Annotated in this window: 20 protein-coding genes, 4 pseudogenes and 1 other annotated feature; of the genes and pseudogenes, 15 read left to right on the top strand and 9 right to left on the bottom strand. The window is 33.3% G+C overall.

The features are described 5' to 3' along the window. Positions 1-353: pseudogene (locus TA89_RS06900) on the bottom strand (HAMP domain-containing sensor histidine kinase); the annotation flags it as partial. Further along, complete coding sequence (locus tag TA89_RS06895; RefSeq protein ID WP_040212043.1) at positions 334-1,026, bottom strand: response regulator transcription factor; 693 nt, start codon at positions 1,024-1,026, stop codon at positions 334-336. The pseudogene TA89_RS06900 and the gene TA89_RS06895, both read right to left, overlap by 20 nt. Before the next feature lie 100 nt (positions 1,027-1,126). On the opposite strand from TA89_RS06895, the gene TA89_RS06890 reads away from it, so the two are divergent. The 3 genes from TA89_RS06890 to TA89_RS06880 are packed head-to-tail and all read left to right on the top strand — an operon-like array spanning position 1,127 to position 4,218. After that, positions 1,127-2,368, top strand: a complete 1,242-nt coding sequence (locus TA89_RS06890) for a M16 family metallopeptidase (protein ID WP_040212040.1) — start codon at positions 1,127-1,129, stop codon at positions 2,366-2,368. A gap of 12 nt (positions 2,369-2,380) precedes the next feature. After that, entirely contained in the window at positions 2,381-3,022 is a 642-nt protein-coding gene (recX, locus tag TA89_RS06885) for a recombination regulator RecX (protein WP_040212038.1), read from the top strand. 11 nt (positions 3,023-3,033) lie between these two features. Then, positions 3,034-4,218, top strand: coding sequence for a transglutaminase-like domain-containing protein (locus tag TA89_RS06880; RefSeq protein ID WP_040212035.1), 1,185 nt, complete (start codon positions 3,034-3,036; stop codon positions 4,216-4,218). 14 nt (positions 4,219-4,232) lie between these two features. Here the strand turns inward: TA89_RS06880 and TA89_RS18550 are convergent. Next, a pseudogene (locus TA89_RS18550) lies at positions 4,233-4,588 on the bottom strand (tetratricopeptide repeat protein). Between the two features lie 169 nt (positions 4,589-4,757). Then, positions 4,758-4,966 (top strand) — a binding site (T-box leader). A 48-nt stretch (positions 4,967-5,014) separates the two neighbouring features. Here TA89_RS18550 and TA89_RS06870 point away from each other — a divergent pair. Further along, positions 5,015-7,659: pseudogene (locus tag TA89_RS06870) on the top strand (valine--tRNA ligase). Positions 7,660-7,683: 24 nt separating this feature from the next. On the opposite strand, the gene TA89_RS06865 reads toward TA89_RS06870, so the two are convergent. Together TA89_RS06865 and TA89_RS06860 are read right to left on the bottom strand one after the other, a co-directional pair. Next, positions 7,684-7,932, bottom strand: a complete 249-nt coding sequence (locus TA89_RS06865) for a TIGR03905 family TSCPD domain-containing protein (RefSeq protein ID WP_040212031.1) — start codon at positions 7,930-7,932, stop codon at positions 7,684-7,686. Between the two features lie 151 nt (positions 7,933-8,083). Further along, the gene (locus TA89_RS06860) at positions 8,084-8,608 is read right to left on the bottom strand and encodes a DUF4364 family protein (protein WP_040212028.1); all 525 of its coding nucleotides are present in this window, start codon (positions 8,606-8,608) and stop codon (positions 8,084-8,086) included. A gap of 137 nt (positions 8,609-8,745) precedes the next feature. Between TA89_RS06860 and TA89_RS06855 the strand changes: the two genes are divergently transcribed. Beyond that, complete coding sequence (locus TA89_RS06855) at positions 8,746-9,507, top strand: polysaccharide deacetylase family protein (protein WP_242850093.1); 762 nt, start codon at positions 8,746-8,748, stop codon at positions 9,505-9,507. 141 nt (positions 9,508-9,648) lie between these two features. Next, entirely contained in the window at positions 9,649-10,305 is a 657-nt protein-coding gene (locus TA89_RS06850; protein ID WP_040212025.1) for a single-stranded DNA-binding protein, read from the top strand. Positions 10,306-10,333: 28 nt separating this feature from the next. Here the strand turns inward: TA89_RS06850 and dapD are convergent, their stop codons facing one another. Next, positions 10,334-11,044 carry a 2,3,4,5-tetrahydropyridine-2,6-dicarboxylate N-acetyltransferase gene (gene dapD / locus TA89_RS06845; protein WP_040212024.1) on the bottom strand — a complete coding sequence of 237 codons (711 nt, stop codon included), beginning with the start codon at positions 11,042-11,044 and terminating at the stop codon, positions 10,334-10,336. 128 nt (positions 11,045-11,172) lie between these two features. On the opposite strand from dapD, the gene TA89_RS06840 reads away from it, so the two are divergent. The 6 genes and pseudogenes from TA89_RS06840 to TA89_RS06815 all read left to right on the top strand — a co-directional run bounded on the left by TA89_RS06840 (position 11,173) and on the right by TA89_RS06815 (position 18,159). Beyond that, positions 11,173-12,309, top strand: a complete 1,137-nt coding sequence (locus tag TA89_RS06840; protein ID WP_040212023.1) for a pyridoxal phosphate-dependent aminotransferase — start codon at positions 11,173-11,175, stop codon at positions 12,307-12,309. Positions 12,310-12,597: 288 nt separating this feature from the next. Beyond that, positions 12,598-13,527 carry an ABC transporter permease gene (locus TA89_RS06835; RefSeq protein WP_040212022.1) on the top strand — a complete coding sequence of 310 codons (930 nt, stop codon included), beginning with the start codon at positions 12,598-12,600 and terminating at the stop codon, positions 13,525-13,527. Between the two features lie 30 nt (positions 13,528-13,557). After that, entirely contained in the window at positions 13,558-14,454 is an 897-nt protein-coding gene (locus TA89_RS06830) for an ABC transporter permease (RefSeq protein WP_040212047.1), read from the top strand. A 16-nt stretch (positions 14,455-14,470) separates the two neighbouring features. Then, on the top strand, positions 14,471-15,487 hold the full coding sequence (locus tag TA89_RS06825; RefSeq protein ID WP_040212019.1) for an ABC transporter ATP-binding protein: 1,017 nt from the start codon (positions 14,471-14,473) through the stop codon (positions 15,485-15,487). After that, positions 15,480-16,452: pseudogene (locus TA89_RS06820) on the top strand (ABC transporter ATP-binding protein). The gene TA89_RS06825 and the pseudogene TA89_RS06820 overlap by 8 nt, the downstream one beginning before the upstream one ends. Positions 16,453-16,503: 51 nt before the next feature. Continuing rightward, on the top strand, positions 16,504-18,159 hold the full coding sequence (locus TA89_RS06815; protein WP_040212017.1) for a peptide ABC transporter substrate-binding protein: 1,656 nt from the start codon (positions 16,504-16,506) through the stop codon (positions 18,157-18,159). Positions 18,160-18,206: 47 nt separating this feature from the next. Here TA89_RS06815 and dapB read toward each other — a convergent pair whose 3' ends face one another. From dapB to TA89_RS06800, 3 genes are read right to left on the bottom strand one after another with little or no spacing between them, the layout of a single operon-like run. After that, positions 18,207-18,965 carry a 4-hydroxy-tetrahydrodipicolinate reductase gene (dapB, locus tag TA89_RS06810; RefSeq protein WP_040212015.1) on the bottom strand — a complete coding sequence of 253 codons (759 nt, stop codon included), beginning with the start codon at positions 18,963-18,965 and terminating at the stop codon, positions 18,207-18,209. Positions 18,966-18,978: 13 nt separating this feature from the next. After that, positions 18,979-19,860: a 4-hydroxy-tetrahydrodipicolinate synthase gene (gene dapA / locus TA89_RS06805; protein WP_040212013.1), complete on the bottom strand. Its 882-nt coding sequence runs from the start codon at positions 19,858-19,860 to the stop codon at positions 18,979-18,981. 18 nt (positions 19,861-19,878) lie between these two features. After that, a complete protein-coding gene (locus TA89_RS06800; RefSeq protein ID WP_040212011.1) occupies positions 19,879-20,865 on the bottom strand; it encodes an aspartate-semialdehyde dehydrogenase in 987 nt (328 codons plus the stop codon). Between the two features lie 181 nt (positions 20,866-21,046). On the opposite strand from TA89_RS06800, the gene TA89_RS06795 reads away from it, so the two are divergent. The 3 genes from TA89_RS06795 to TA89_RS06785 all read left to right on the top strand — a co-directional run. Then, positions 21,047-21,316, top strand: a complete 270-nt coding sequence (locus tag TA89_RS06795; protein ID WP_040212008.1) for an alpha/beta-type small acid-soluble spore protein — start codon at positions 21,047-21,049, stop codon at positions 21,314-21,316. A gap of 61 nt (positions 21,317-21,377) precedes the next feature. After that, positions 21,378-22,124, top strand: a complete 747-nt coding sequence (locus tag TA89_RS06790) for a class I SAM-dependent DNA methyltransferase (protein WP_040212005.1) — start codon at positions 21,378-21,380, stop codon at positions 22,122-22,124. 15 nt (positions 22,125-22,139) lie between these two features. Continuing rightward, a partial coding sequence (locus TA89_RS06785) for an Hsp33 family molecular chaperone HslO (RefSeq protein WP_040212001.1) occupies positions 22,140-22,432 on the top strand: 293 nt, incomplete at its 3' end.

Genomic DNA, 22,432 nt, shown 5'->3' with positions numbered 1-22,432 from the left:
TTTTTGTCCGTAAAAATCCTGTTGAATAAAGCGTTTAAAAGCAAAACATCCCTGCTGTTTTCTTTATTGCTGTCTGCTATGTATTTAATCTTTCCTGAGTAATCATAAATAGCTATTTTTGAATTATTTGCATCTTCGAAATTTTCCAATGCTCTATAAAGCATTAAGTCATTGGAAATATCAAAGGAGTATGAAGCTCTGAATTTATTGATGTTATTAGTGAGTTTTTTAATTTTTCTGTAAGTATAAAACTGTTCAAAATACAGGGATTGGAATATCATAGTTCCAGATATTAAAATTAGCAGTGATATGGAGGTGATTATAAATAGCTTTTTAGTTATTCTGCTCTTCATCTTTAACCTCGAACTTATATCCTCTTCCTCTTACAGTGGCAATAAAGCAGGCTTTATCCTTTAGTTTTTCTCTAAGCCTTTTAATTGTGGTATCAACTACTCTGGCATCTCCATAATAATCAAATCCCCAGACTTTGTTTAAGATTGAATCCCTATCAAGAACTACAGTTTTGTTATCTGATAAATAAACAAGAAGCTCATATTCTTTGGGGGTAAGATTGACTTCCTTGCCATAAATGCTCACGGTTTTAGCTAATTTATTAATCTTTAAGCCGTCTATTTCTAATATATCCTGAGAAGAAGATTCCTTAGAATAGCGTTTTAAAAGAGCTTTAACCTTTGCTACTAATATTTTTGGGCTGAAGGGTTTAGTCATGTAATCATCCGCTCCAATATCATAGCCTGTAAGCTTATCATCTTCTTCGCTTCGGGCAGTGAGTATAATTATTGGAACAGAAGAAATTTCTCTTACCTTTCGGCATACCTGAAAGCCATCTAAAAGAGGCATCATAATATCAAGTATAATCAGATCTACGGGATTCTGCATAAAAAACTCCACAGCTTCCTTCCCGTTAGTTGCTTCTACTACCTTAAAGCCTTCTTTTTTTAAATAGTCTCTTATGATAATTCTCATTCTAATTTCATCTTCAACAATCATAATAGTTTCATTCATATTAACAAATCCTTCCCAAAACTATTAAATATATTTTAATTATTTATTATACTATTATATAATAAATTTGATTACTTTCACATTCTAAAGGAGATAATTAATGAACAAGTTAATGTTTAATTCATATATCCATAAGCTTAGCAATGGATTAACAGTTATTACAGTAAAAAAAGACACTAAAATAGTATCTTTACATGCCGGTATAAAAGCAGGTGCAATAAATGAAGTTCTAGGAGAAAAAGGAATAAGCCATCTAATTGAACATATGCTTTTTAAGGGTACAACATCCAGAAACAATGAGGAACTAAATGAAGAACTTGAGTTTTTAGGAGGGGACTATAATGCATATACCGATTATAACTGTACGGTATATGGGATTACAGCATTAGAGGAGGAATTGGAAAAATCCCTGGATCTCATGAGCGATATGCTTATAAATTCTGTTTTTAATGGTGAGGAACTGGAAAAAGAAAAAAATGTTATCTTAGCAGAAATTAGGGCTAATAAAGATGACATTGAAGATTACAGCTTTAAAAAGGTTCATGAAACAGCTTTTCATAAGGGACCTCTCAGATACGATGTAGCAGGCACAGAAAAGAGCTTAATTGGAATTACCAGAGAGCAGATCTTGAAATATTACAGGAGATACTATGTACCAAACAACTGCGTACTTACTATTGTATCCTCCTTAGATGATGATAGAGTAATAACTTTTGCAGAAAAGTACTTTTCTAAATGGAAGAAGAATACTATGGAGAAAAGTGAAATATTTATAGAAAATAATAAAGCTGTTAGTAAAACTTCATCTAAAAAGGATATTGAGCAAAGTACCGTGACTTATCTTTATACCTTTCATGATCTGCCTAAAGAAATGGAACTCCCTTTAAAGATATTAAATTTAAAGCTGGGAGAAAGCTCAAATTCAATTTTATTTAGAGAGCTTAGAGAAAATAGAGGACTGGCTTATGATGTGTATACCTTCTTAGATATGAGTAAAAATGTTAAGACTCTTTACATTTATACAGCGGTATCTGAAGAAAACATCAAGGAAACAGTAAATACTATTAATTCTTGTATTCAGCGCATTAAAAGCAGGGAAATTTTATTTAACAGAAATACTGTGGAGCTTATGAAAAAGGTTCACAAGACAGCGGTGATATCTACCATTGAAGATACTACGGACCTAAGTAACTATGTATTGCATCAGCATCTTGAGGATGAAGATATATATGAGTTTCTTCAGGATATGGATGCTTTAGAGCAGCTGGATGCTAATGATATTTATGAGGTGGCAAATATAGTTTTAAACAACCCCACTATTCATATACTAAAGCCTGTGTAATGAGGTGTTATAATGGACAATAAGATTACTAAAATTGAAGTTCAAAAGAGAAACAAAAATAGAGTTAACGTATATATTGACGGAGAATATAAATTTTCCTGCCACACAGAAATTGTATTTAAACACAATTTATCAGAAGGCAGGGAAGTAGATATAAAATATCTGGAGGATATAGTAAAGGAGGATAATTTTTTAAAAGCTAAATCAGCTGCTTTTAAAATAATTGAAAAGTCATACAAAACTGAAAAAGAGATAGAAGATAAGCTTATATTAAAAGGATTTGACAAAGAAACTGTTGAAAAAATAAAGGCGCTTTTAAAAGAGTATGATTTCATGAATGATGAAAAATATGTAAAAGCTTTTATTAAAGATAATCTAAAAAAACAAGGGAAGCGAAAAATGCTCTACAGCTTAAGCAATAAAGGTGTAGAGGAAGGAATAATAAAGAAGGAATTAGATAAAATTCAAAAGAAGGATTTAGAAAAGTATGCTGAGGAGATAGCTTATAAAAAATATTCCCAGCTAAAAAAAAGGGAAAGTGATAAATGGAAGCTTGCAAATAAACTGACGTCCTTTATGCTTTCTAAAGGCTATGAGTACGAGATGGTCAAAGATATAGTGAAAAAGATAATGAATATTTATGATGTGGATTAAGGAGAATTTTTATGAGTAATAAAAATCCTGTATCTTTAATTTTAATCTTCATTTTTATTTATCCTATTTTAAAAGGTTTTATACAAAAATATAATTCCGATTATACTAAAAATGAACTATTAAGCTTTGAAAAGAGTGCTGCTGCTTTAATTGGATTAATTTTAGGTTTTTTATTATTTAAACTGTATTTTTTAAATAGAGAAAGTGCTGTGTTTAACTACATTCCTGAAAACATAACAGCTGTGATGGATAGTAACCCATGGTTATGGTATATTATTTTTCTGCCTCTTCTTTCTCTGATTTTTTATCAAGTATTTTATATTGTTTTTATAATGCTGAATTCTATAATTATCAACCCAATTTTTTGTATACTTGACAGAATGGTAAAAACCAGAAGTGTTACAGCAAAGAGGATAATAGGAGGAACTGTTGAAGTTCCAAAAGCAGTTTGTAATGTTATATATTTAGTTTTTATATTAAACTTCATTTCTATTTTAAATCTTAGCCCCAAGATTAATGATATGCTTCAAGAGTCAGGGATTTATACAGCTTTGTGCAGGGAAATAGTCATACCGGTTACAGATTCTAAAATGGCTAAAGCTCTTCCTGAAATAATAGATAATTCCTTTAAGGTAAAGATTCAGAATGACGATGGTATAAGTACCTGGGAGGATATAAAAAAGTATAAAAATATACCTTTTAGTAAAAATCATCAGATTGTTTATTATAACGGTATAACTTTGGAAGAGGGTATAAAGTCCAGTGATGAAATTAACAGATTTGCTGAGTCTATAACTTCTAATCTGGAAAGTGATAGAGCTAAAGCCAGAGAAATATACAAATGGATAGGCAGCAATATCAACTATGATGATGCAAAAGCTCAAAGAATACTAAATAATGATTTTTCTTTGAAATCCGGAGCTGTAACTACCTTTAATACCAGAAAGGGAATATGCTTCGATTACGCCTGCCTTTATGTGGCCATGAGCAGAGCTGCAGGGTTAAAGGTTAGAATGATAACAGGAGAGGGGTTTAATGGTATTTCTTGGGTAAGCCATGCATGGAATGAAGTGTATCTTAAGGAAGAAGAAAAATGGATTAAGCTTGACTCTACCTTTTATAAAGGTGGTAACTATTTCAACAGCAAGAGGTTTGACATGGATCATAAAAATCCTAAGATAATAGGTGAGTGGTAGAGGAAAAGCACCCTTTAAGGGTGCTTTTTAATGTTTTCTACTAAAAGATTAATTGCTTTTTCACATTCTTTATCATCGTTATCTATGGACCACGCCGTATTGAAATACAGTAAAGCTTTTTTATTGTTTTTAAGCATTGCATAACAGTAAGCTAAATTAAAAAAGTATTTTGAATCTTTTTTAATAAAATTGCAGACTTTAAAAGATTAATTGCTGATTCATAGTCTTTTAATTTAATAAAGCAAACAGAGGAGTTGTAATAAGAACAAGCTTCATTTTCCTTATTTTCAATAGCTTTTTTGTATAGATTAATAGCCTTTTTATATTCTTTTGTATTATAACATTGATTAGCAGCATTAAAATAATCCATAATACTCTCCTTAAACTTAGTTAGTTATTAATATTTATTTTTTTAAGGGGATATTCATCTTAATTTTTGACAAAAAAAATAATTGGTATACCAGTTATTTTCACTTTTACACTCTTTTTGTTATTGACAATTATAATAAAAGTAATATAATATATTGTATAATTTAAATTGAAAAGCTTTGATAAAGAGGAGTAAAGATTGCAAGATAATCAGAGATAAAGGTTCTAGGCTGAAAAACCTTTTTTATTGGAAATCTTGAAGGTAGCTTTTGAGCTTCTTTACTGAAATTCAGTAGGTAAAGACGGTAGCTATACCGTTATGTTATGAGAGCCCATGTTAGTGGGAAAAAAGGTGGTACCGCGAGTCTTCGTCCTTTTATGGACTAAGGCTTTTTTTTATACAAAAAATCAATTAGGAGGAAATTATATGGAAGAAAATAAAAACCTTTCTACTACCTATAATCCAAAGGAATTTGAAGAAAGAATCTATAAAAATTGGGAAGAAAAAAGGTATTTTACTCCTGCAGCGGATAAGAGTAAGAAACCATATACAATAGTGATGCCCCCGCCAAACATCACCGGGCAGCTTCATTTAGGTCATGCACTGGATAATACTCTTCAGGATATACTCATAAGATTTAAAAGGATGCAGGGTTATGCAGCACTTTGGCTTCCCGGAGAGGATCATGCCAGCATTGCTACAGAAGTTAAAGTAGAAGCAGAACTTTTAAAGCAGGGATTAAAAAAGAAGGAAATAGGCAGGGAAGCCTTTTTAGAAAAGCTTTGGGAATGGACTGATACCTACAGAGACAGGATAAGAACACAGTTGAAGAAAATGGGGGTATCTGCAGACTTTTCCAGAGAAAGTTTTACTATGGATGATAATCTTGATAAAGCTGTAAGGCATGTTTTTGTAAAGCTGTATAATGAAGGGCTTATTTATCAGGGTAACAGAATAACTAACTGGTGCCCAAAATGCCAGACAGCATTATCTGATGCGGAAATTGAATATGAAGAAAAAGAAGGAAGCTTTTGGCACATAAAATATCCATTAGTGGACTGTGATGAATTTTTAGAAATTGCAACCACCAGACCTGAAACAATGCTTGGCGACACTGCGGTAGCAGTAAATCCAAAGGATCCTAAATATTCACATCTGATAGGTAAGAAGCTCCTGCTGCCTTTAATGAATAGGGAAATTCCTATAATTGCTGATGAGTACGTTGATATGGAATTTGGAACCGGAGCGGTTAAGATTACCCCTGCCCATGATCCTAATGATTATTTAGTAGGAAAGAGGCATAACTTACCCGAAATTAGAGTAATGGATGACAGAGGAGTAATTAACAGCTTAGGCGGAAAATATGAAGGATTGGATAGATATGAGGCAAGAAAAGAGATAGTAAAAGACTTGGAAGCTCAAGGACTTTTAGTTAAAATCAAGCCTCATACTCATAATGTTGGAACCCATGACAGGTGCAGCACTGTAGTAGAGCCTATAATATCAAAGCAGTGGTATGTAAAGATGGAATCTTTAGCAAAACCTGCTATAGAAGCGGTAAAGGAAAAAAAGACTAAATTTGTTCCAGAGAGATTTGAGAAAATCTATTTCAACTGGATGGAAAACATTCAGGACTGGTGTATATCAAGGCAGCTTTGGTGGGGACACAGGATACCGGTTTGGTATTGCGACCATTGTGGAGAAATAATAGTAGCTGAAGAAGTACCAAATAAATGCCCTAAATGCCAAAATACAGATTTAAGACAGGATAATGATGTGCTAGATACCTGGTTCAGTTCAGCATTATGGCCATTTTCTACCCTAGGCTGGCCTAACAAAACTGAGGACCTTGAATATTTTTATCCTACCAGTACTCTGGTTACAGGCTACGACATAATATTTTTCTGGGTAGCAAGAATGATTTTTTCAGGACTTCATAATATGGGAGAAGTACCTTTTGAAAATGTGCTTATACATGGAATAGTAAGGGATTCAGAAGGGAAAAAAATGTCCAAATCCTTAGGAAATGGAGTAGATCCACTAGAGGTAATTGATAGCTATGGCGCAGATGCATTAAGATTTATGCTGGTTACAGGAAATGCACCGGGAAATGATATCAGATTTTACCCTGAAAGGGTGGAAGCAGCTAGAAATTTTGCTAATAAAACCTGGAATGCTTCAAGGTTTGTTATGATGAACCTGGATAAAGATATAATGAAAAAGTATAAGGATAATAAAAACTACAGCCTTGCTGATAAGTGGATACTTTCTAAGCTGAATTCTTTAATAAGAGAGGTTACAGATAATTTAGACAGATTTGAAATAGGAATTGCTCTTCAAAGATATATGATTTTATATGGACAGAATTCTGTGATTGGTATATAGAATTAGTAAAGCCTGTCCTCTACGGAAATGACGAGGAAAGTAAAGGCATAGCCTACAATGTTTTATATAAAGTTTTAACTGAATCACTGCAGCTTCTGCATCCGGTTATGCCATTTATAACAGAAGAGATATATACTCATTTAGCAGAGGAATATGAATCTATAACTATTTCTAAATGGCCGGAGTATAAATCAGAATATAATGATGAAAAAAGTGAAGAAGAAATGAATTTTGTTATTGAAGGAATTAAAGCTATAAGAAATGTCAGAGCAGAGATAAATGTACCTCCTTCTAAAAAAGCAAAGCTTATGGTTTATTCCTCAGATGAGGCAACGGAAGCTTTCGTAAAAGGAAAAGCTTATATAGAAAAGCTGGCTTATGCTAATGAAGTTGTATTCTTAGACTCAAAAGAGGAGCTTCCAGGAAATTTAGTTTCAGCGGTATCAAAGGGAGGAGAATTCTTCATGCCTCTTTTAGATCTTGTAGATAAAGAAAAAGAGATGGAGAGATTAAACAAGGAAAAAGAAAAGCTCATTGCTGAAATTGATAGGGTAAATAAGAAACTTTCCAATGATAAGTTCGTATCCAAAGCTCCGGCACAGGTTGTAGCAGAAGAGAAGGAAATAGGCATAAAGTATGAAGCTATGCTTGAAGCTGTTATAAACAGAATTAAGAGCTTAAATTAAAAATAAGTCAACCGAGAGGTTGACTTATTTTTTTAAGCTTTTATAAGCTTCTAATGCTTTTGATAATTGATCTGGGCAGGAGGTCTGCTTACTTCCGCATCGTATACCTTTGAATTTATTTATAACCTCGTCTACCTTCATTCCTTTTACTATGCTGGAAATTCCAAGAAGATTGCCTGGGCATCCAGCTACAAATTTCACATTTTCAATTGTGTCACCGTTAACATTGATTTCAATTTGCGTCGAACAAACTCCCTTAGTTTTATAAATCATATTAATCCCTCCTAAAAACGCACAAGATTTATTATACTATAAAGATATTAAAATGTTAATTAAATAAGAAACATAGAAAATAGGATTTAATATCCATAAAATAAAAAATCATACCTCTGGTAAAACCAAGGAGTATGATATAAATCTGTTATTATTCTATAAGTGACTTTATGATCTTATTATATATTTCTGATGAGTTGTTTTTCCACTTTCTGCAGAGCTCCTGTGCCTGCTTTTTTGAAGCTACGGACATTTTTAAATCCATAATTATAAAGGTATCTTCTAGTGCCTTTAAATCTACTATAAAAGTATTGTTTTCGCTTATAGTATAATCAGCAGTAATGGTTTGTTCCTTTTTTATTTTTTCAAGTTTGTTTTGAATATACTCATCGATTATTTGAATTTTGAAAGGGGATATTCTTTGAATAAATAAATCTAAAACCCTTTCTCCAATATCGGAAATACTGATATTTATTTTTGAATCATTTTCTACAGATACCATAAAGCCTGAAGATATTAATTCTGTTAAGTACTGTTGAAGTATAAAATAATTCATTAAATTGTTCTCCAAAACAATTTCTGTAAGCTGAGTGTTTGAAATAGGGTATTTAATTTTTTTTATAATATATAAAAGTATTAATTTGTTTTCTGCAAGTTCAATAGTATTTTCGTACATGAGTATTACCCTCCATTAAACCAGGTATATTTATAATTATATCATAAAAATTCAGTTTAAGTTGCTTTTTTGTATTATTGAATAATAAATAAGAATATATATCATTATAAATAAAGCATTTATTAGGAAGGTATAATGTGAATAAAAATATTTATAACAAAATAGTGGTTTCTTTATTTTTGATACTAGGAGTATGTATATTTTCTGTGCTGTTATCTAATAAAAATGTAAAGACTTTCGTTATTAATAAAAGGCTGCCTATATACGCTGTAAATTCAGAAAAAAAGGATATAGCATTAACTTTTGACGTGAACTGGGCAGATAAGGATCATTTGGATGAAATATTGGATATTTTGAAAAATAAAGAAATAAAGGCAACTTTTTTTGTAATGGGAGGCTGGATTGAGTATAATAAAGATAATGTAAGAAAATTAAAACGTATTCATGAAGAAGGTCATGAAATTGGCAATCACAGTAACATGCATCCGGATATGACAAAAATATCAAAAGACAGAATGATAAAAGAAATAAGGTTAACTGACGATATTATAAATAAGTATTTAGGTATACAGACAGATTTATTTCGATGTCCAAGCGGTGCATATAACAATAACGTCATTGAAACCGTTGAACAGACAAAGCATTACTGTATACAGTGGAACATAGACAGCGTGGATTGGAAGGAGCAGGGGGAACAGGTGGAGTATGATAGAGTAATGAAAAAAGTAAAGCCCGGTTCCATAGTATTATTTCATAATGATGCAAAATATACTCCTAATAACCTTATAAAAATCATTGATAACTTAAAGGGTAAGGAATATAATTTTGTTACAATTTCACAACTTATATATAAAGAAAATTATTATATAGATAATGAAGGCATTCAGCACAAAAATTAATTAGCTTGAAATCTATTGATTAAATGTATTATAATGGAAATATATTATAAAAACTGTTATTTAAATTGTTTGGTCATATTTTAATACTATTTAACATATTTTATTTTAAAGATTAAAAAACCAAGGGAGAGAGGGGTTAAGATGGACAATTTGATGTTAAACAATAAGATCTATCTAGAGGGGACTGTGGTTTCCAAATTATCTTTTAGTCATGAGATGTATGGGGAGGGCTTTTATAATTTTGATCTTGAGGTTATGAGATTAAGTGACACTAAAGACATTTTAAACATTACGGTATCTGAAAGAATTATAACTGATATGGATTTGTCTGTGGGTATTGATATTATAGTAGAAGGGCAGCTTAGATCTTATAATAAGTTTGTAGACGGTGCTAATAAGTTAATACTTACAGTGTTTGCACGAAATATTGAACCCTGTATAGAAAAAAGCAAAAATCCTAATGAAATATTTTTAGATGGCTATATTTGCAAAGAACCTGTTTATAGAACCACTCCATTTGGAAGAGAAATTTCTGATGTTTTACTGGCAGTAAACAGAGCTTATAACAAATCAGACTATATACCTACTATTGCCTGGGGCAGAAATTCAAGATTTTGTCAGACTCTAAGCGTAGGGGATAATATCAGAGTCTGGGGAAGGCTTCAAAGCAGAGAGTATCAAAAGAAGGTTTCAGATACTGAAGTAATAAGAAAGGTTGCCTATGAGGTTTCTATTTCTAAAATGGAGAGAGTAAATAAGGAAAATTCCACTGTGGATGAAGAAATAAGCGTAGTTTAATATAAAAAGGTGCTCAATGAGCACCTTTTTACTTTCTTAAGTCATCTAATAATTTTGTTTTGTCCTTTGTTTTATCATCAACATTCTTTATTATTTTAGCGGGGGTTCCTGCTACTACTACACCTTCCGGTATATCCTCAACAACCACAGAACCTGCAGCAACTACAGAGCCTTTTCCAATTCTAACGCCTTCAAGGATAACTGCGTTTGCTCCTATGAGCACGTCATCTTCTATGATGCATGGATTCTTACTAGGTGGTTCAAGTACACCTGCAACCACCGCTCCAGCACCTAAATGGACTCTTTTTCCAATGTTTGCTCTTGCACCTGCTACAGAGTTCATATCTATCATGGTGCCTTCGCCTATTTCTGCACCTATATTAATAACTGCTCCCATCATAATAACGGCATTCTTCCCTATGGTGACTCTGTCCCCAATTATTGCACCGGGTTCAATACGGGCATCTATGTCTGTTAAGTCTATAAGAGGAATAGCAGAATTTCTTCTATCATTTTCTATTCTAAAATGATTAATTTTTTCCTTATTGGCTAATATAAAATTTCTTATTTCATCGCTTTCGCCAAAAAGTATGTAGAAACTTTCATTTCCAAACCATTCTAAGGATCCCATATCGCTGTTTGAAAGATCTCCGTTAACATATACCTTTACAGGAGTGGATTTCTTCGACTCTTTTATAAATCTTGCAATCTCATAAGGATCTGTGAAATTATAACTCATTTAATTCATCCTTCCTAATCGTATAATTTATTCTTGATAATTAGCATTATTAACTATTATAATAAATAAATACATTTATTAAAAGGGGTATGATTATTATAATAGAGTTAAGATAGGATGGTGGTTTTATGAACAATAATGTAAGAAATATTGAAATTTCAGGTATTAGAAGGTTTTTTAACAAGGTGGTAAAGGTTCCCGAGGCGATTTCTTTAACTTTAGGGCAGCCTGACTTTACGGTTCCGGAAGATATTAAAAAGGCTATGATTGATGCCATTAACCTAAACAAAACCTCTTATACTCCTAATGCTGGAATATATGAATTAAGAAAAGAAATAAGCAGCTATTTATTAAAAATGAATATAGGGTATTCACCTGAGGAAATATGCATTACTGCAGGGGGGAGCGAAGCTCTTTATTCAACCCTTACCGCACTTATAAACCCCGGAGATAATTTGTTAATACCTAATCCTGGATATCCCGCCTACGAGAGTATAGGAGTTATTTTAGGGGCGTATATTTCGGGGTATGAATTAAATAGTGATTTTACCCTGAATATTGATAATATTAAAAAAAGTATTAAGGATGAAGTAAATAATTATTTAGTTTTATCCTTCCCTTCAAATCCTACGGGAGCAGTACTTAGTGAAGAAGATGTAAAGAAGCTTTATAAGCTGATAAAGGAAAATAACATCATTGTAATTACTGATGAAATATATGCATCCTTAAGCTATTCAAGTTATAACAGCATAGCTTCATATAAAGATATAAGAGAAAAAATCATATATGTCAGTGGATTTTCTAAGATGTTTTCCATGACTGGACTAAGAGTTGGATATGTGTGTGCATCATTGCCTTTATTAAAGGAAATAATTAAAGTACATCAATACAATGTCTCCTGTGCAAACTCAATAGGACAGTATGGAGTTTTAGAAGGGCTTAAAAATTCCTTAAGAGAAGTTGAAAATATGAAGGAGGAATTTACAAAAAGAAGAGATTATATTTACAATAGGTTACAATCCTTAGGTCTTGAAGCTTCAATGCCTCAGGGGGCATTTTATATTTTTCCGTCAATTAAGAAGTTTAATATGAACAGTGAAGAATTCTGTGAAAGGCTGCTATATGAAGGGAAGGTAGCATGTGTGCCCGGTTCAGCTTTTGGAACAGCAGGAGAGGGACATATAAGAATATCTTACAGTTACTCCATTGAGGAAATAGCTGAAGGGTTAAATAGGATTGAAAATTGGATTAATTCTTTAAAATAATTACTTTTAAGAGCTTTCTGAGCATATCAGAGAGCTTTTTTATTTTAGAAAAATATATTTCTAAAATATTAACAATTTAACAAATATTAATATGATATTTATCATATACTTTTAATAGAATAAATTACATATTTTACATATTAATAAAGTAAAAAATATTAAATTTTCAATAATTTGGTATTTGTATTGTAGCAAAAATGGAATTGTAATAAAATTATATATAAATTTATAACTTTTATTTACAAAAAATTTATAAATAGGGGGCAAAATAAAAAATAGGGGGATATTATGATTAAGTATGTGATTAAAAGACTTTTTGCAAGTGTAGTTACTATTTGGGTTGTAATTACTCTGACTTTCTTTTTAATGAGATTTATGCCTGGTGGTCCTTTTGACGGAGAAAAGAACTTACCACCAGCCATAAAAGCTAATCTGGAAGCGAAGTTCGGATTAGATAAGCCAATACTGGAACAATATAAAAAGTACTTAGTGGACATTACTAAAGGTGAATTCGGACCTTCAATGAGTTATGAAGGAAGAACAGTACAGTGGGTTATAGGTTATTCCTTTCCTGCTTCTGCAAAGCTAGGATTAGTGGCTGTTTTAATTTCTTTAGCCTGCGGAGTGCTCTTGGGAATTCTTTCTGCATTAAAGCAGGGAAAGTGGCCTGACTCTGTATGTATGCTGGTGGCAACCATAGGTGTTACAGTGCCCAGCTTTGTAATAGCTTCTTTATTAATATATTTTCTTGCAGTTAAGTGGAGGCTTCTGCCGCCCACTGGGTTTAAGGATTGGAGATTTTATATAATGCCTTCCATTGCTCTTGCAGGATATTCCTTGGCTTTCATAACAAGACTTACACGTTCCAGGCTATTAGATGTATTGAGGCAGGATTACATAAGGACTGCTAAGGCAAAAGGTCTCAGCAGACGTGCAGTAATATTCAAACATGCCTTAAGAAACTCACTAATACCAGTAGTAACCTATTTAGGACCTTTGATTGCAGGTGTTTTAACTGGAAGTTTCGTTGTTGAGAAAATATTTGCAATACCGGGCTTAGGCAGGGAATTTGTTAAATCTGTTAACCACAGAGACTATACGACGCTTTTAGGGGTAACTATCTTCTATAGTACATTTTTAATACTCTGTAATTTCGTCGTTGATATACTTTATGTGGTTATAGCTCCTAGAATTAAGCTGGAAACTACTGAAGGATAGGAAGGTGATTACGTGGATATTAACAGAGAAATGTTTGAAATTTTACCTGCAGATGAAAAAGTGCAAAATGAAATTGTAAGGCCAAGCATTAGCTATTGGCAGGATGCTTGGAGACGGTTAAAAAAGAACAAATTAGCTATCGTTTCGTTGATTTTTATCATAATAATAACCATAATGGCTATAGCTGTTCCTGCGATGTCTAAGTTCGATTACCGTACAAACAATTTAGATATCTCCAATCAGTTGCCAAGTGCAGAACATTGGTTTGGAACAGATCACCTGGGAAGAGATATGTTTGTAAGAGTTATGTTTGGTGCCAGATATTCTCTTATAATAGCTTTTGTAGCCTCTTTATTGAATTTTATCATAGGAATTCTATATGGGGGAATTTCCGGTTATGTTGGAGGTACTACTGATAACTTAATGATGAGGGTTGTGGATATATTATACTCAATTCCTATGATGATTTATGTAATTATAATTATGTCCATAATCGGTGCGGGATTGTTCAGTATTATCATAGCTTTGGCTATTTCTTACTGGTTATCCATGGCGAGAATAGTTAGAGGAGAAGTTCTTCAATTAAAGCAACAGGAATTCGTACTGGCTGCAAAGGTTTTAGGAGCTTCAAATTGGAGAATATTATTAAGGCATTTAATACCTAACTGTATAGGTCCTATTATAGTTACTCTAACATTACTGATTCCTCAGGCTATATTCACTGAATCCTTCTTAAGCTTTATAGGATTAGGTCTTTCAGCTCCAAGAGCATCCTGGGGAACTCTTGCAAGCGATGCAATGCAGGGATTATATGTTTTTCCTTATCAGCTTCTCTTCCCATCTCTGGCTATATGCTTTACCATACTAGCCTTTAACCTATTAGGGGACGGACTGAGAGACTCACTAGATCCTAGGATGAGAAGATAGAAGGAGGAATTATATTATGGATAATTTATTGACTATAAACAACCTAAGGACCTCTTTTTTTACTCATGTAGGAGAAGTAAAGGCTGTTAGAGGAGTTTCCTTACATTTGGGCAAAGGTGAAGCATTAGGAATAGTTGGAGAATCAGGCTCAGGAAAAAGTATAACCATGATGTCTCTCATGAGGTTGCTTGAAGAGAATGGAAAGATATTAGAAGGTCAGGTTCTTTTTGAAGGCAAAGACCTAACCAAACTTGGAGAAAAAGAGATGCAGAAGATAAGGGGAAATGATATCGGTATGATATTTCAGGATCCCATGACTTCTTTAAACCCGGTATATACTATAGGGGCTCAATTAATAGAACCTCTTATTAAACATAAAAACATGAGTAAAAAAGATGCTTTTAATACTGCGGTTAAAATGCTCCAGCTTGTAGGAATTCCAGGAGCTGAAAAAAGGATGAAGCAATATCCTCATGAATTCTCAGGTGGTATGAGACAAAGAGCTATGATTGCTATGGCTATTGTTTGTAATCCTAAACTCATCATAGCTGATGAACCAACTACAGCTCTGGATGTAACTATACAGGCTCAGATACTTGAGCTTATGAAAGATCTAAAGGATAAACTTAATACATCAATAATCCTTATAACTCATGATTTAGGTGTAGTTGCGGATATGTGTGCAAGAATTAATGTAATGTACGGCGGAATGGTGGTTGAATCCGGAAGCACAAGAGATATATTTTATAACCCTAAACATCCTTATACCTGGGGACTGTTGAAAAGCGTTCCTAATCCTAAGAATATTTCAAAGGAAAGGTTAAAGCCTATTGATGGACAACCGCCAGATCTGTTAAAGCCTCCTGCTGGGTGTCCCTTTACAGATAGATGTGAATATGCTATGAAAATCTGTAAGAGTAACTTGCCGCCAATGTTTGATATAAATGATGAGCATAAAGCTGCCTGCTGGTTAAACCATAGCTTGGCTTTGAGTTTAGACACTAAAGTAGAGGAGGTAGTTTTTAATGAATAAAGAGATACTTTTAGAGGTAAAGGATTTAAAAAAATATTTCAATGTTAGAAAAGGTATGTTTTCTACAAAAAGCTATGTAAAAGCAGTTGATGGTGTTTCCTTTACTATAAATAAAGGAGAAACCCTGGGATTGGTTGGAGAATCTGGATGTGGAAAAACTACCACTGGAAGAACGATTATAAAACTCTATGAGCCTACCTCAGGAAAAATAATTTATAACGGAGAAGACATAACCGGTTATGATTATAATAAAATGCTTCCCTTTAGGAGAAAGGTGCAGATGATTTTCCAAGATCCTTATGCTTCACTGGATCCAAGAATGACTGTAGGAGATATTATCGGTGAATCTATAGATATTCATAAACTGGCAGCAGGAAAAGAAAGAACAGAAAAAATCCAGTATTTATTAAGAAAAGTAGGATTGAACAGCGATCATATAAATAGATATCCTCATGAGTTTTCAGGAGGACAACGTCAGAGGATAGGTATAGCAAGAGCTTTGGCTGTAGAGCCTGAATGTATAATATGCGATGAGCCTATATCTGCATTAGATGTTTCAATACAGGCACAGGTGGTTAACATGCTGGAAGACCTTCAGAGAGATTTAGGATTAACCTACTTATTCATAGCTCATGACCTTTCTATGGTTAAGCATATATCAAATAGAGTAGGAGTAATGTATTTAGGAAACTTGGTAGAAATAACAGGAAGCAATGAGCTTTATAGTAATCCTCTTCATCCATATACTAAAGCACTTTTTATCTTCCATCCCAATACCTGATCCTGATGAATCTATGGCTAAAAAGAGAATAGTACTGGAAGGAGAAATCCCTTCACCTATAGATCCTCCTCCAGGATGTAAATTTAAAGGCCGTTGCAGATATGCAAAGCCAATTTGCAGTGAAAGAGATCCGGAACTCAAAGAGGTAGCTCCAAATCATTTTGTTGCCTGTCATCTTTATTAATGGTAAATTTTGGCTAAGCCAAATTTAAATATATAAAAAGGGGGAAAATTAATGTTAAAAAGACTTAGTAAACTTTCTACGGTACTGCTGGCTTTAGCTATTGGTACAACCACCTTAGCAGGTTGTGCCGGAAGCTCTTCAGGTTCTAACGAAGAAAAAGTTCCTCAGATTATCAGACATAATCTTGGAGCAGAGCCTAAAACCATAGACCCTGCGTTGAATTCTGCAGTAGATGGGGCAACTGTACTTCAAAACGCTTTTGAAGGTCTTATGAGACTAGATGAGAATGATAAGCCTATAGCAGGAGTAGCTGAAAAATGGGATGTGTCTCCAGATGGTCTGGAATATACCTTCAAGCTTAGAAAGGATGCAAAATGGTCTGACGGCCAGCAGGTAAAAGCACAGGATTTTGAATATGCATGGAAAAGAGCATTAAATCCTGATACAGCTGCAGAATATGCGTCTCAGCTATACTATATTAAAAATGGAGAAAAATATAACCAGAAACAAGCTAAGGCAGAGGATTTAGGAATTAAGGTTGTAGATGAGTATACACTAAAGGTAACACTGGAATATGCAACTGCGTATTTCTTATCATTAATGGCTTTTCCAACTTACTTCCCAGTTAGAAAGGATATAGTTGAGAAAGATCCTGAAGCATGGGCAACTAAGCCTGAAAGCTATATTTCAAATGGACCATTCAAAATGAAAGAATGGAAGCCTAAAGATACCCTTACTTTTATAAAGAACGATAATTATTGGGGAGCTAAGAATGTTAAGCTTGACACCATAGAATTCAAGATGATTGAAGAAGCAACCTCAGCACTGGCTACCTACAGAGCAGATGAAATTGACATCATTGAACAGCCACCAGCTCAGGAAACACCTCAATTATTAAAAGACGGAGTAGCTAAAATATATCCTTATTTAGGAACTTACTTCTATTGTATAAATGTTTCTCCTAATGCTGAAAAGGTAGATCCAGAAGCAGCCAAAGCATTAAAAAACCCAAAGGTAAGAAAAGCTTTAGCTATGTCTCTTAACAGGCAGCTTATAGTAGATAATGTAACAAAAGGCGGCCAATTGCCAGCTTTCAGTTTTGTTCCAAAAGGAATTCCTGATCATGCAAATAAGGATTTCACATCTAAGCAGTATTTTAATCCTAATGGTGACATAGAAGCAGCTAAAAAGCTTCTTGCAGAAGCAGGTTATCCAGATGGAAAAGGGCTTCCTAAAATAGTATTATCCTATAACACTAATGAAGCTCATCAGAATATAGCTCAGGCAGTTCAAGACATGTGGAAGAATAATCTTAGTATTGATATTGAACTTAGAAATGAAGAGTGGAAAGTGTTCCAAAAAACAAGAAATACAAAGAACTATATAATAGCAAGACATGGATGGATTGCAGACTATGTTGACCCTGTTTCTTTCTTGGATATGTGGGTTAGCAATTCCGGTAATAATGATGCTGGATACAGCAATCCAAAATATGATAATTTTATAGAGCTTGCAAAGAAAGAGCAGGATCTGGCTAAGAGAACAGAATATTTACATCAGGCAGAAGATATTTTAATGGAAGATATGCCTGTAATTCCTGTTTACTACTATACAAATGTTATGTGTATCAAAGAAAACATTAAAGACGTAAGAAAATCACCTCTAGGCTTTGTTTTCTTCGATAAAGCATACGTAACAAAGAAATAGAAGTATCATAAAAAATAAGAATGTCAGGTGCCAGGCACCTGACATTCTTATATATTTAAAGTTATCATATCATTCATATCATAAAGACCGGGAGCTTTATCCTTCATAAATCTGCAGCTCTTTAAAGCACCCAGGGCAAATACTTCTCTGGACATAGCTTTGTGAGTTATTTCTATAATTTCGCCGCTGCCGGCAAAGATGGTTTCATGATCTCCTACGATATTTCCACCTCTGATAGCATGTATGCCTATATCTAATGGCTTTCTTTTACTGATACCGCTTCTTCCTTTTACTAAATTTGTTTCTTTTGGAATAGAGCTTCTTATTGCATCTGCAAGAAGAAGTGCGGTTCCGCTTGGAGCATCTACTTTTTGATTATGGTGCTTTTCTATTATTTCAATATCAAAATCCTCATAAAGCACCGGACTTATGGCTTTAAGTATTTGAGAAACTATATTCACTCCCAAGCTCATATTTGCTGAACGGAATATAGGTATTTCAGTGCTTGACTCTTCAATAATTTTAAGATGATCATCATTATAGCCTGTAGTACACAATATTAAAGGCTTAGACTTCTTTTTTGAAAACTCTATTAATGAATTTAAAGCATCTGGTCTGGAAAAATCCAGTAGAACATCGTAATCAAAATTTATTTCAGAAACATCCTGAAAAACTGGGTAACCAAACTTGGATTCTGTATTTTTATCAATACCTGCAACTATTTTTAAGTCCTGAAATTTTTCTATAACAGAGGATATAGTCTGCCCCATCTTTCCGCTGCAGCCATTTAAAATAATATTAGTCATATTTATCGCCTCTTTATTTAATTAAATTGTTTTTGTTTAATTCTTCCTTTAAGATGTTCAAATTATTTTCGCTCATGGAGCAAAGGGGAAGCCTTAAATTGCCTACAGATAATCCCATTAAGTTTAATGCGGTTTTTACCGGTATAGGATTTGTTTCTATAAATAATGCATTAGTGAGGCTTAAAGTATCCAGCTGAATCTTTAAGGCGTCCTTAACTTTTCCCTGCAGATAAAGGCTGCACATTTCGTGCACTTTCCTTGGCATTATATTAGCTAACACCGAAATTACACCTATTCCTCCCAGGGATAATATAGGAATAATTTGATCGTCGTTTCCTGAATAGATATCTATTTTATCTCCGCAAACAGCCTTAAATTCAGCTATTTGACTTATATTTCCGCTTGCTTCCTTAATTGCTTTAACGTTGCTGAGACTGCACAGTTGCTTTAAGGTAGAAACAGTTATATTCATGCCTGTTCTTCCAGGAACATTATAAATGATTATAGGTGTATTGACCTCATCATTTATAGCTTTAAAATGTTCTACCAGACCTTTCTGAGTAGTCTTGTTGTAATAGGGAGTAATAACAAGAAGTCCGTCTACACCTATACTTTCAGCCCATTTGCTCATAGCAATGGATGCAGCGGTGTTATTTGTTCCAGTACCAGCTATAACAGGGATTCTTTTGTTAACGGTATCTACGGTAAATTTGATGGTTTCTTTTCTTTCTGCTTCTGTCATAGTAGAAGCCTCTCCTGTGGTACCGCATACTATGATTGCATCAGTCTTTTCTGAAATGTGCCATTCTATTAATTCTTTTAATTTATCAAAATCTACTCCATTTTCAGTAAAGGGAGTAATAATTGCTACGCCTGAACCTGTAAAAATAGGCATTTAAATCTCTCCTTTATATTATTTTTTTATTAATAACTCAGCGATTTGGATAGCGTTTAAAGCAGCGCCTTTTCTTATATTGTCAGCTACCACCCATAAATTAACACCATTTTCTATACTGAAATCTCTTCTTATTCTTCCTATGAATACATCATCTTTTCCTTCACATTCTAATGGAGTAGGGTATTGAAGATTATCAATATCATCCATAAGGGTAATTCCTGGGAAACCTTTAAAGCTTTCTTTTAAATCTTCAATTTCGAAAGAAGATTCTAATTCTAGGTTTATGCTTTCACTGTGACCGTAATAAACCGGAACTCTCACAGTGGTAGCGGTGATTTTTAAATTTTCATCGTGAAATATCTTTTTTGTTTCCTCAATCATTTTCATTTCTTCTTTTGTATATCCGTTTTCTAAAAAAACATCGATGTGAGGAAGTAAATTGCCGGAGATTTGTTTTGTGAATTTTTTGGGGATATCGCCTTTATATCCGTTTTCAAGATCTTTGATACCCTGAACCCCTGCACCTGATACAGCCTGATAGGTTGAGTATATTATTCTTTTTATTCCGAACTTATCATATACAGGCTTTAATGCAACCACTGCCTGTATGGTAGAACAGTTTGGGTTTGCTATTATTCCCTTATTCCATTTTATATCTTCCGGGTTTACTTCAGGTACTACCAAAGGTACAGTAGGATCCATTCTCCATGCAGAACTATTGTCAATAACCACTGCTCCATGATCGGCAAAAAGAGGAGCGAACTTTAAGCTGATATCTCCTCCCGCTGAAAATAAAGCTATGTCTATGTGTTTGGATTTAATATTATCTTCCTTTAATTCTTCTACTATAATATCTTTATTCTTAAAATTGATAGTGCTACCTGCTGATTTTTTTGAAGCAAAGAGATAAATCTCTTTTATAGGGAAATTCCTTTCTGCTAATATATCTATGAACTTCCTGCCTACCATACCAGTAGCTCCAACTATTGCTAAATTAAACAAACGACCATCCCTCCTAAAGCTATTTTAATATATTATATTATATACTTTAGATAATAAAAAGTATTTAACAATTATATTAATTTATAATTTATTATTTAACAGATATATTTATAGGGAATAAATAGTAAGTATGAGGTTAAAATATAAAGTATTATAAAAATTATATTTGGCGGTGAAAGCAATGAATAAGACTCCACTAAAAAAAGTGATTAAGTCTAAACTAAAGTCAAACAGAGAATTAACTCAAGGTGAAAAGCTTAGGGAAAAGATGAAATATGAAATTGCTGAGGAGCTGGGGCTTAAGGAAAAAGTAGATGAGCTGGGATGGAGTGGATTAACAGCAGAGGAAACAGGAAGAATCGGAGGCTTTATGACTAAGAGGAAAAAAATGCTAAACATTCCAAGCAACAAGGAAATTCTAAAGGAAGCGGATAAAAGAAACCCTTATTGACGATAATGTTTTTTATATATAATATTATTAAGTAATACATTCCTTTAAGGAGGTATGCTTGATGGTAAAATCTTATGGAAATTTGGCACACATATATGACAATTTGATATATGAGGACATAGACTATAAAAAGATATATTCCTTCATAATGAATTGTGTAAATAATCACCGGATTAAAAAAGATAAGTATTTAGATATAGCCTGCGGTACAGGCACTGTTACCTCTCTGGTAAGCAGCAGTTTTAATGAAGTTTGGGGTATAGACTATTCAGAGGAAATGCTCACAGAAGCTGAAATTAAGCTTAGAGACAAGAACATTAAGGCAAATCTGATATCTCAGGACATGACTGAATTGCAGCTTTATAAAAAATTCAATTTGATTACCTGCATATTAGATGCTGTAAATTATATATATGAAGAAACTCAGTTATACAGTTTTTTTTCCAGAGTATATGATCATTTGGAGGATGGAGGCATTTTCATTTTTGATATAAATTCTTTCTATAAATTAAGCTTAGTTTTGGGAGATAATATATATACCTATAATACCGATGAAGTGTTTTACTGCTGGGAAAACCAATTTGAAGATGATGTTTTAAATATGTATTTGACCTTTTTCATTAAAGAAGGTAATGTGTATAAGAGATTTGAGGAAGAGCATATTGAAAAGGCTTATAAAGAGGATTATTTAGAAAAGCTTTTTAATGAGCTGAATTTTACTATTATAAACAAAACGGATGATTATAATATAGGCTCTTCAGTTCACCAAGAAACTGAAAGAATAGTTTATGTATTGAAAAAAGATTAACTCAGGAGGTTAAAGATGGATAGATTAATTAAGGCAACAGCCAAAGACGGAATGATAAGAATTATAGCAGTATCTTCAAGAGAACTTGTAGATGAGGCGGTTAAAATACACAGATGCACTCCAACTGCAGCGGCGGCTTTAGGAAGAATGCTTACTGCAGGAACCATTTTAGGCTCAATGCTCAAAAATGATAAGGATGCTGTTACCCTTCAGATTAATGGGGGAGGAGAAGCTAAAGGGGTAGTGGTTACCGCACATAGTGATGCTTCTGTTAAAGGATACATAGGAAATCCAGCTGTAGATATGCC

It is taken from the genome of Clostridium polynesiense, assembly GCF_000820705.1.
Lineage (GTDB): Bacteria > Bacillota > Clostridia > Clostridiales > Clostridiaceae > Clostridium_AA > Clostridium_AA polynesiense.
This window is presented reverse-complemented; position numbering and strand designations above follow the sequence as displayed.

Excerpts from the sequence above, each read along its gene's own strand:
- TA89_RS06815 (WP_040212017.1), top strand. The coding sequence starts at position 16,504 with ATGTTAAAAAGACTTAGTAAACTTTCTACGGTACTGCTGGCTTTAGCT.
- dapD (WP_040212024.1), bottom strand. The coding sequence starts at position 11,044 with ATGAGTTATAATTTCACAGATCCTTATGAGATTGCAAGATTTATAAAA.
- TA89_RS06835 (WP_040212022.1), top strand. The coding sequence starts at position 12,598 with ATGATTAAGTATGTGATTAAAAGACTTTTTGCAAGTGTAGTTACTATT.
- TA89_RS06850 (WP_040212025.1), top strand. The coding sequence starts at position 9,649 with ATGGACAATTTGATGTTAAACAATAAGATCTATCTAGAGGGGACTGTG.
- TA89_RS06890 (WP_040212040.1), top strand. The coding sequence starts at position 1,127 with ATGAACAAGTTAATGTTTAATTCATATATCCATAAGCTTAGCAATGGA.
- dapB (WP_040212015.1), bottom strand. The coding sequence starts at position 18,965 with ATGACTAATATTATTTTAAATGGCTGCAGCGGAAAGATGGGGCAGACT.
- TA89_RS06790 (WP_040212005.1), top strand. The coding sequence starts at position 21,378 with ATGGTAAAATCTTATGGAAATTTGGCACACATATATGACAATTTGATA.
- TA89_RS06865 (WP_040212031.1), bottom strand. The coding sequence starts at position 7,932 with ATGATTTATAAAACTAAGGGAGTTTGTTCGACGCAAATTGAAATCAAT.
- TA89_RS06840 (WP_040212023.1), top strand. The coding sequence starts at position 11,173 with ATGAACAATAATGTAAGAAATATTGAAATTTCAGGTATTAGAAGGTTT.
- TA89_RS06895 (WP_040212043.1), bottom strand. The coding sequence starts at position 1,026 with ATGAATGAAACTATTATGATTGTTGAAGATGAAATTAGAATGAGAATT.
- TA89_RS06880 (WP_040212035.1), top strand. The coding sequence starts at position 3,034 with ATGAGTAATAAAAATCCTGTATCTTTAATTTTAATCTTCATTTTTATT.
- TA89_RS06860 (WP_040212028.1), bottom strand. The coding sequence starts at position 8,608 with ATGTACGAAAATACTATTGAACTTGCAGAAAACAAATTAATACTTTTA.
- TA89_RS06795 (WP_040212008.1), top strand. The coding sequence starts at position 21,047 with ATGAATAAGACTCCACTAAAAAAAGTGATTAAGTCTAAACTAAAGTCA.
- recX (WP_040212038.1), top strand. The coding sequence starts at position 2,381 with ATGGACAATAAGATTACTAAAATTGAAGTTCAAAAGAGAAACAAAAAT.
- dapA (WP_040212013.1), bottom strand. The coding sequence starts at position 19,860 with ATGCCTATTTTTACAGGTTCAGGCGTAGCAATTATTACTCCCTTTACT.
- TA89_RS06825 (WP_040212019.1), top strand. The coding sequence starts at position 14,471 with ATGGATAATTTATTGACTATAAACAACCTAAGGACCTCTTTTTTTACT.
- TA89_RS06830 (WP_040212047.1), top strand. The coding sequence starts at position 13,558 with ATGTTTGAAATTTTACCTGCAGATGAAAAAGTGCAAAATGAAATTGTA.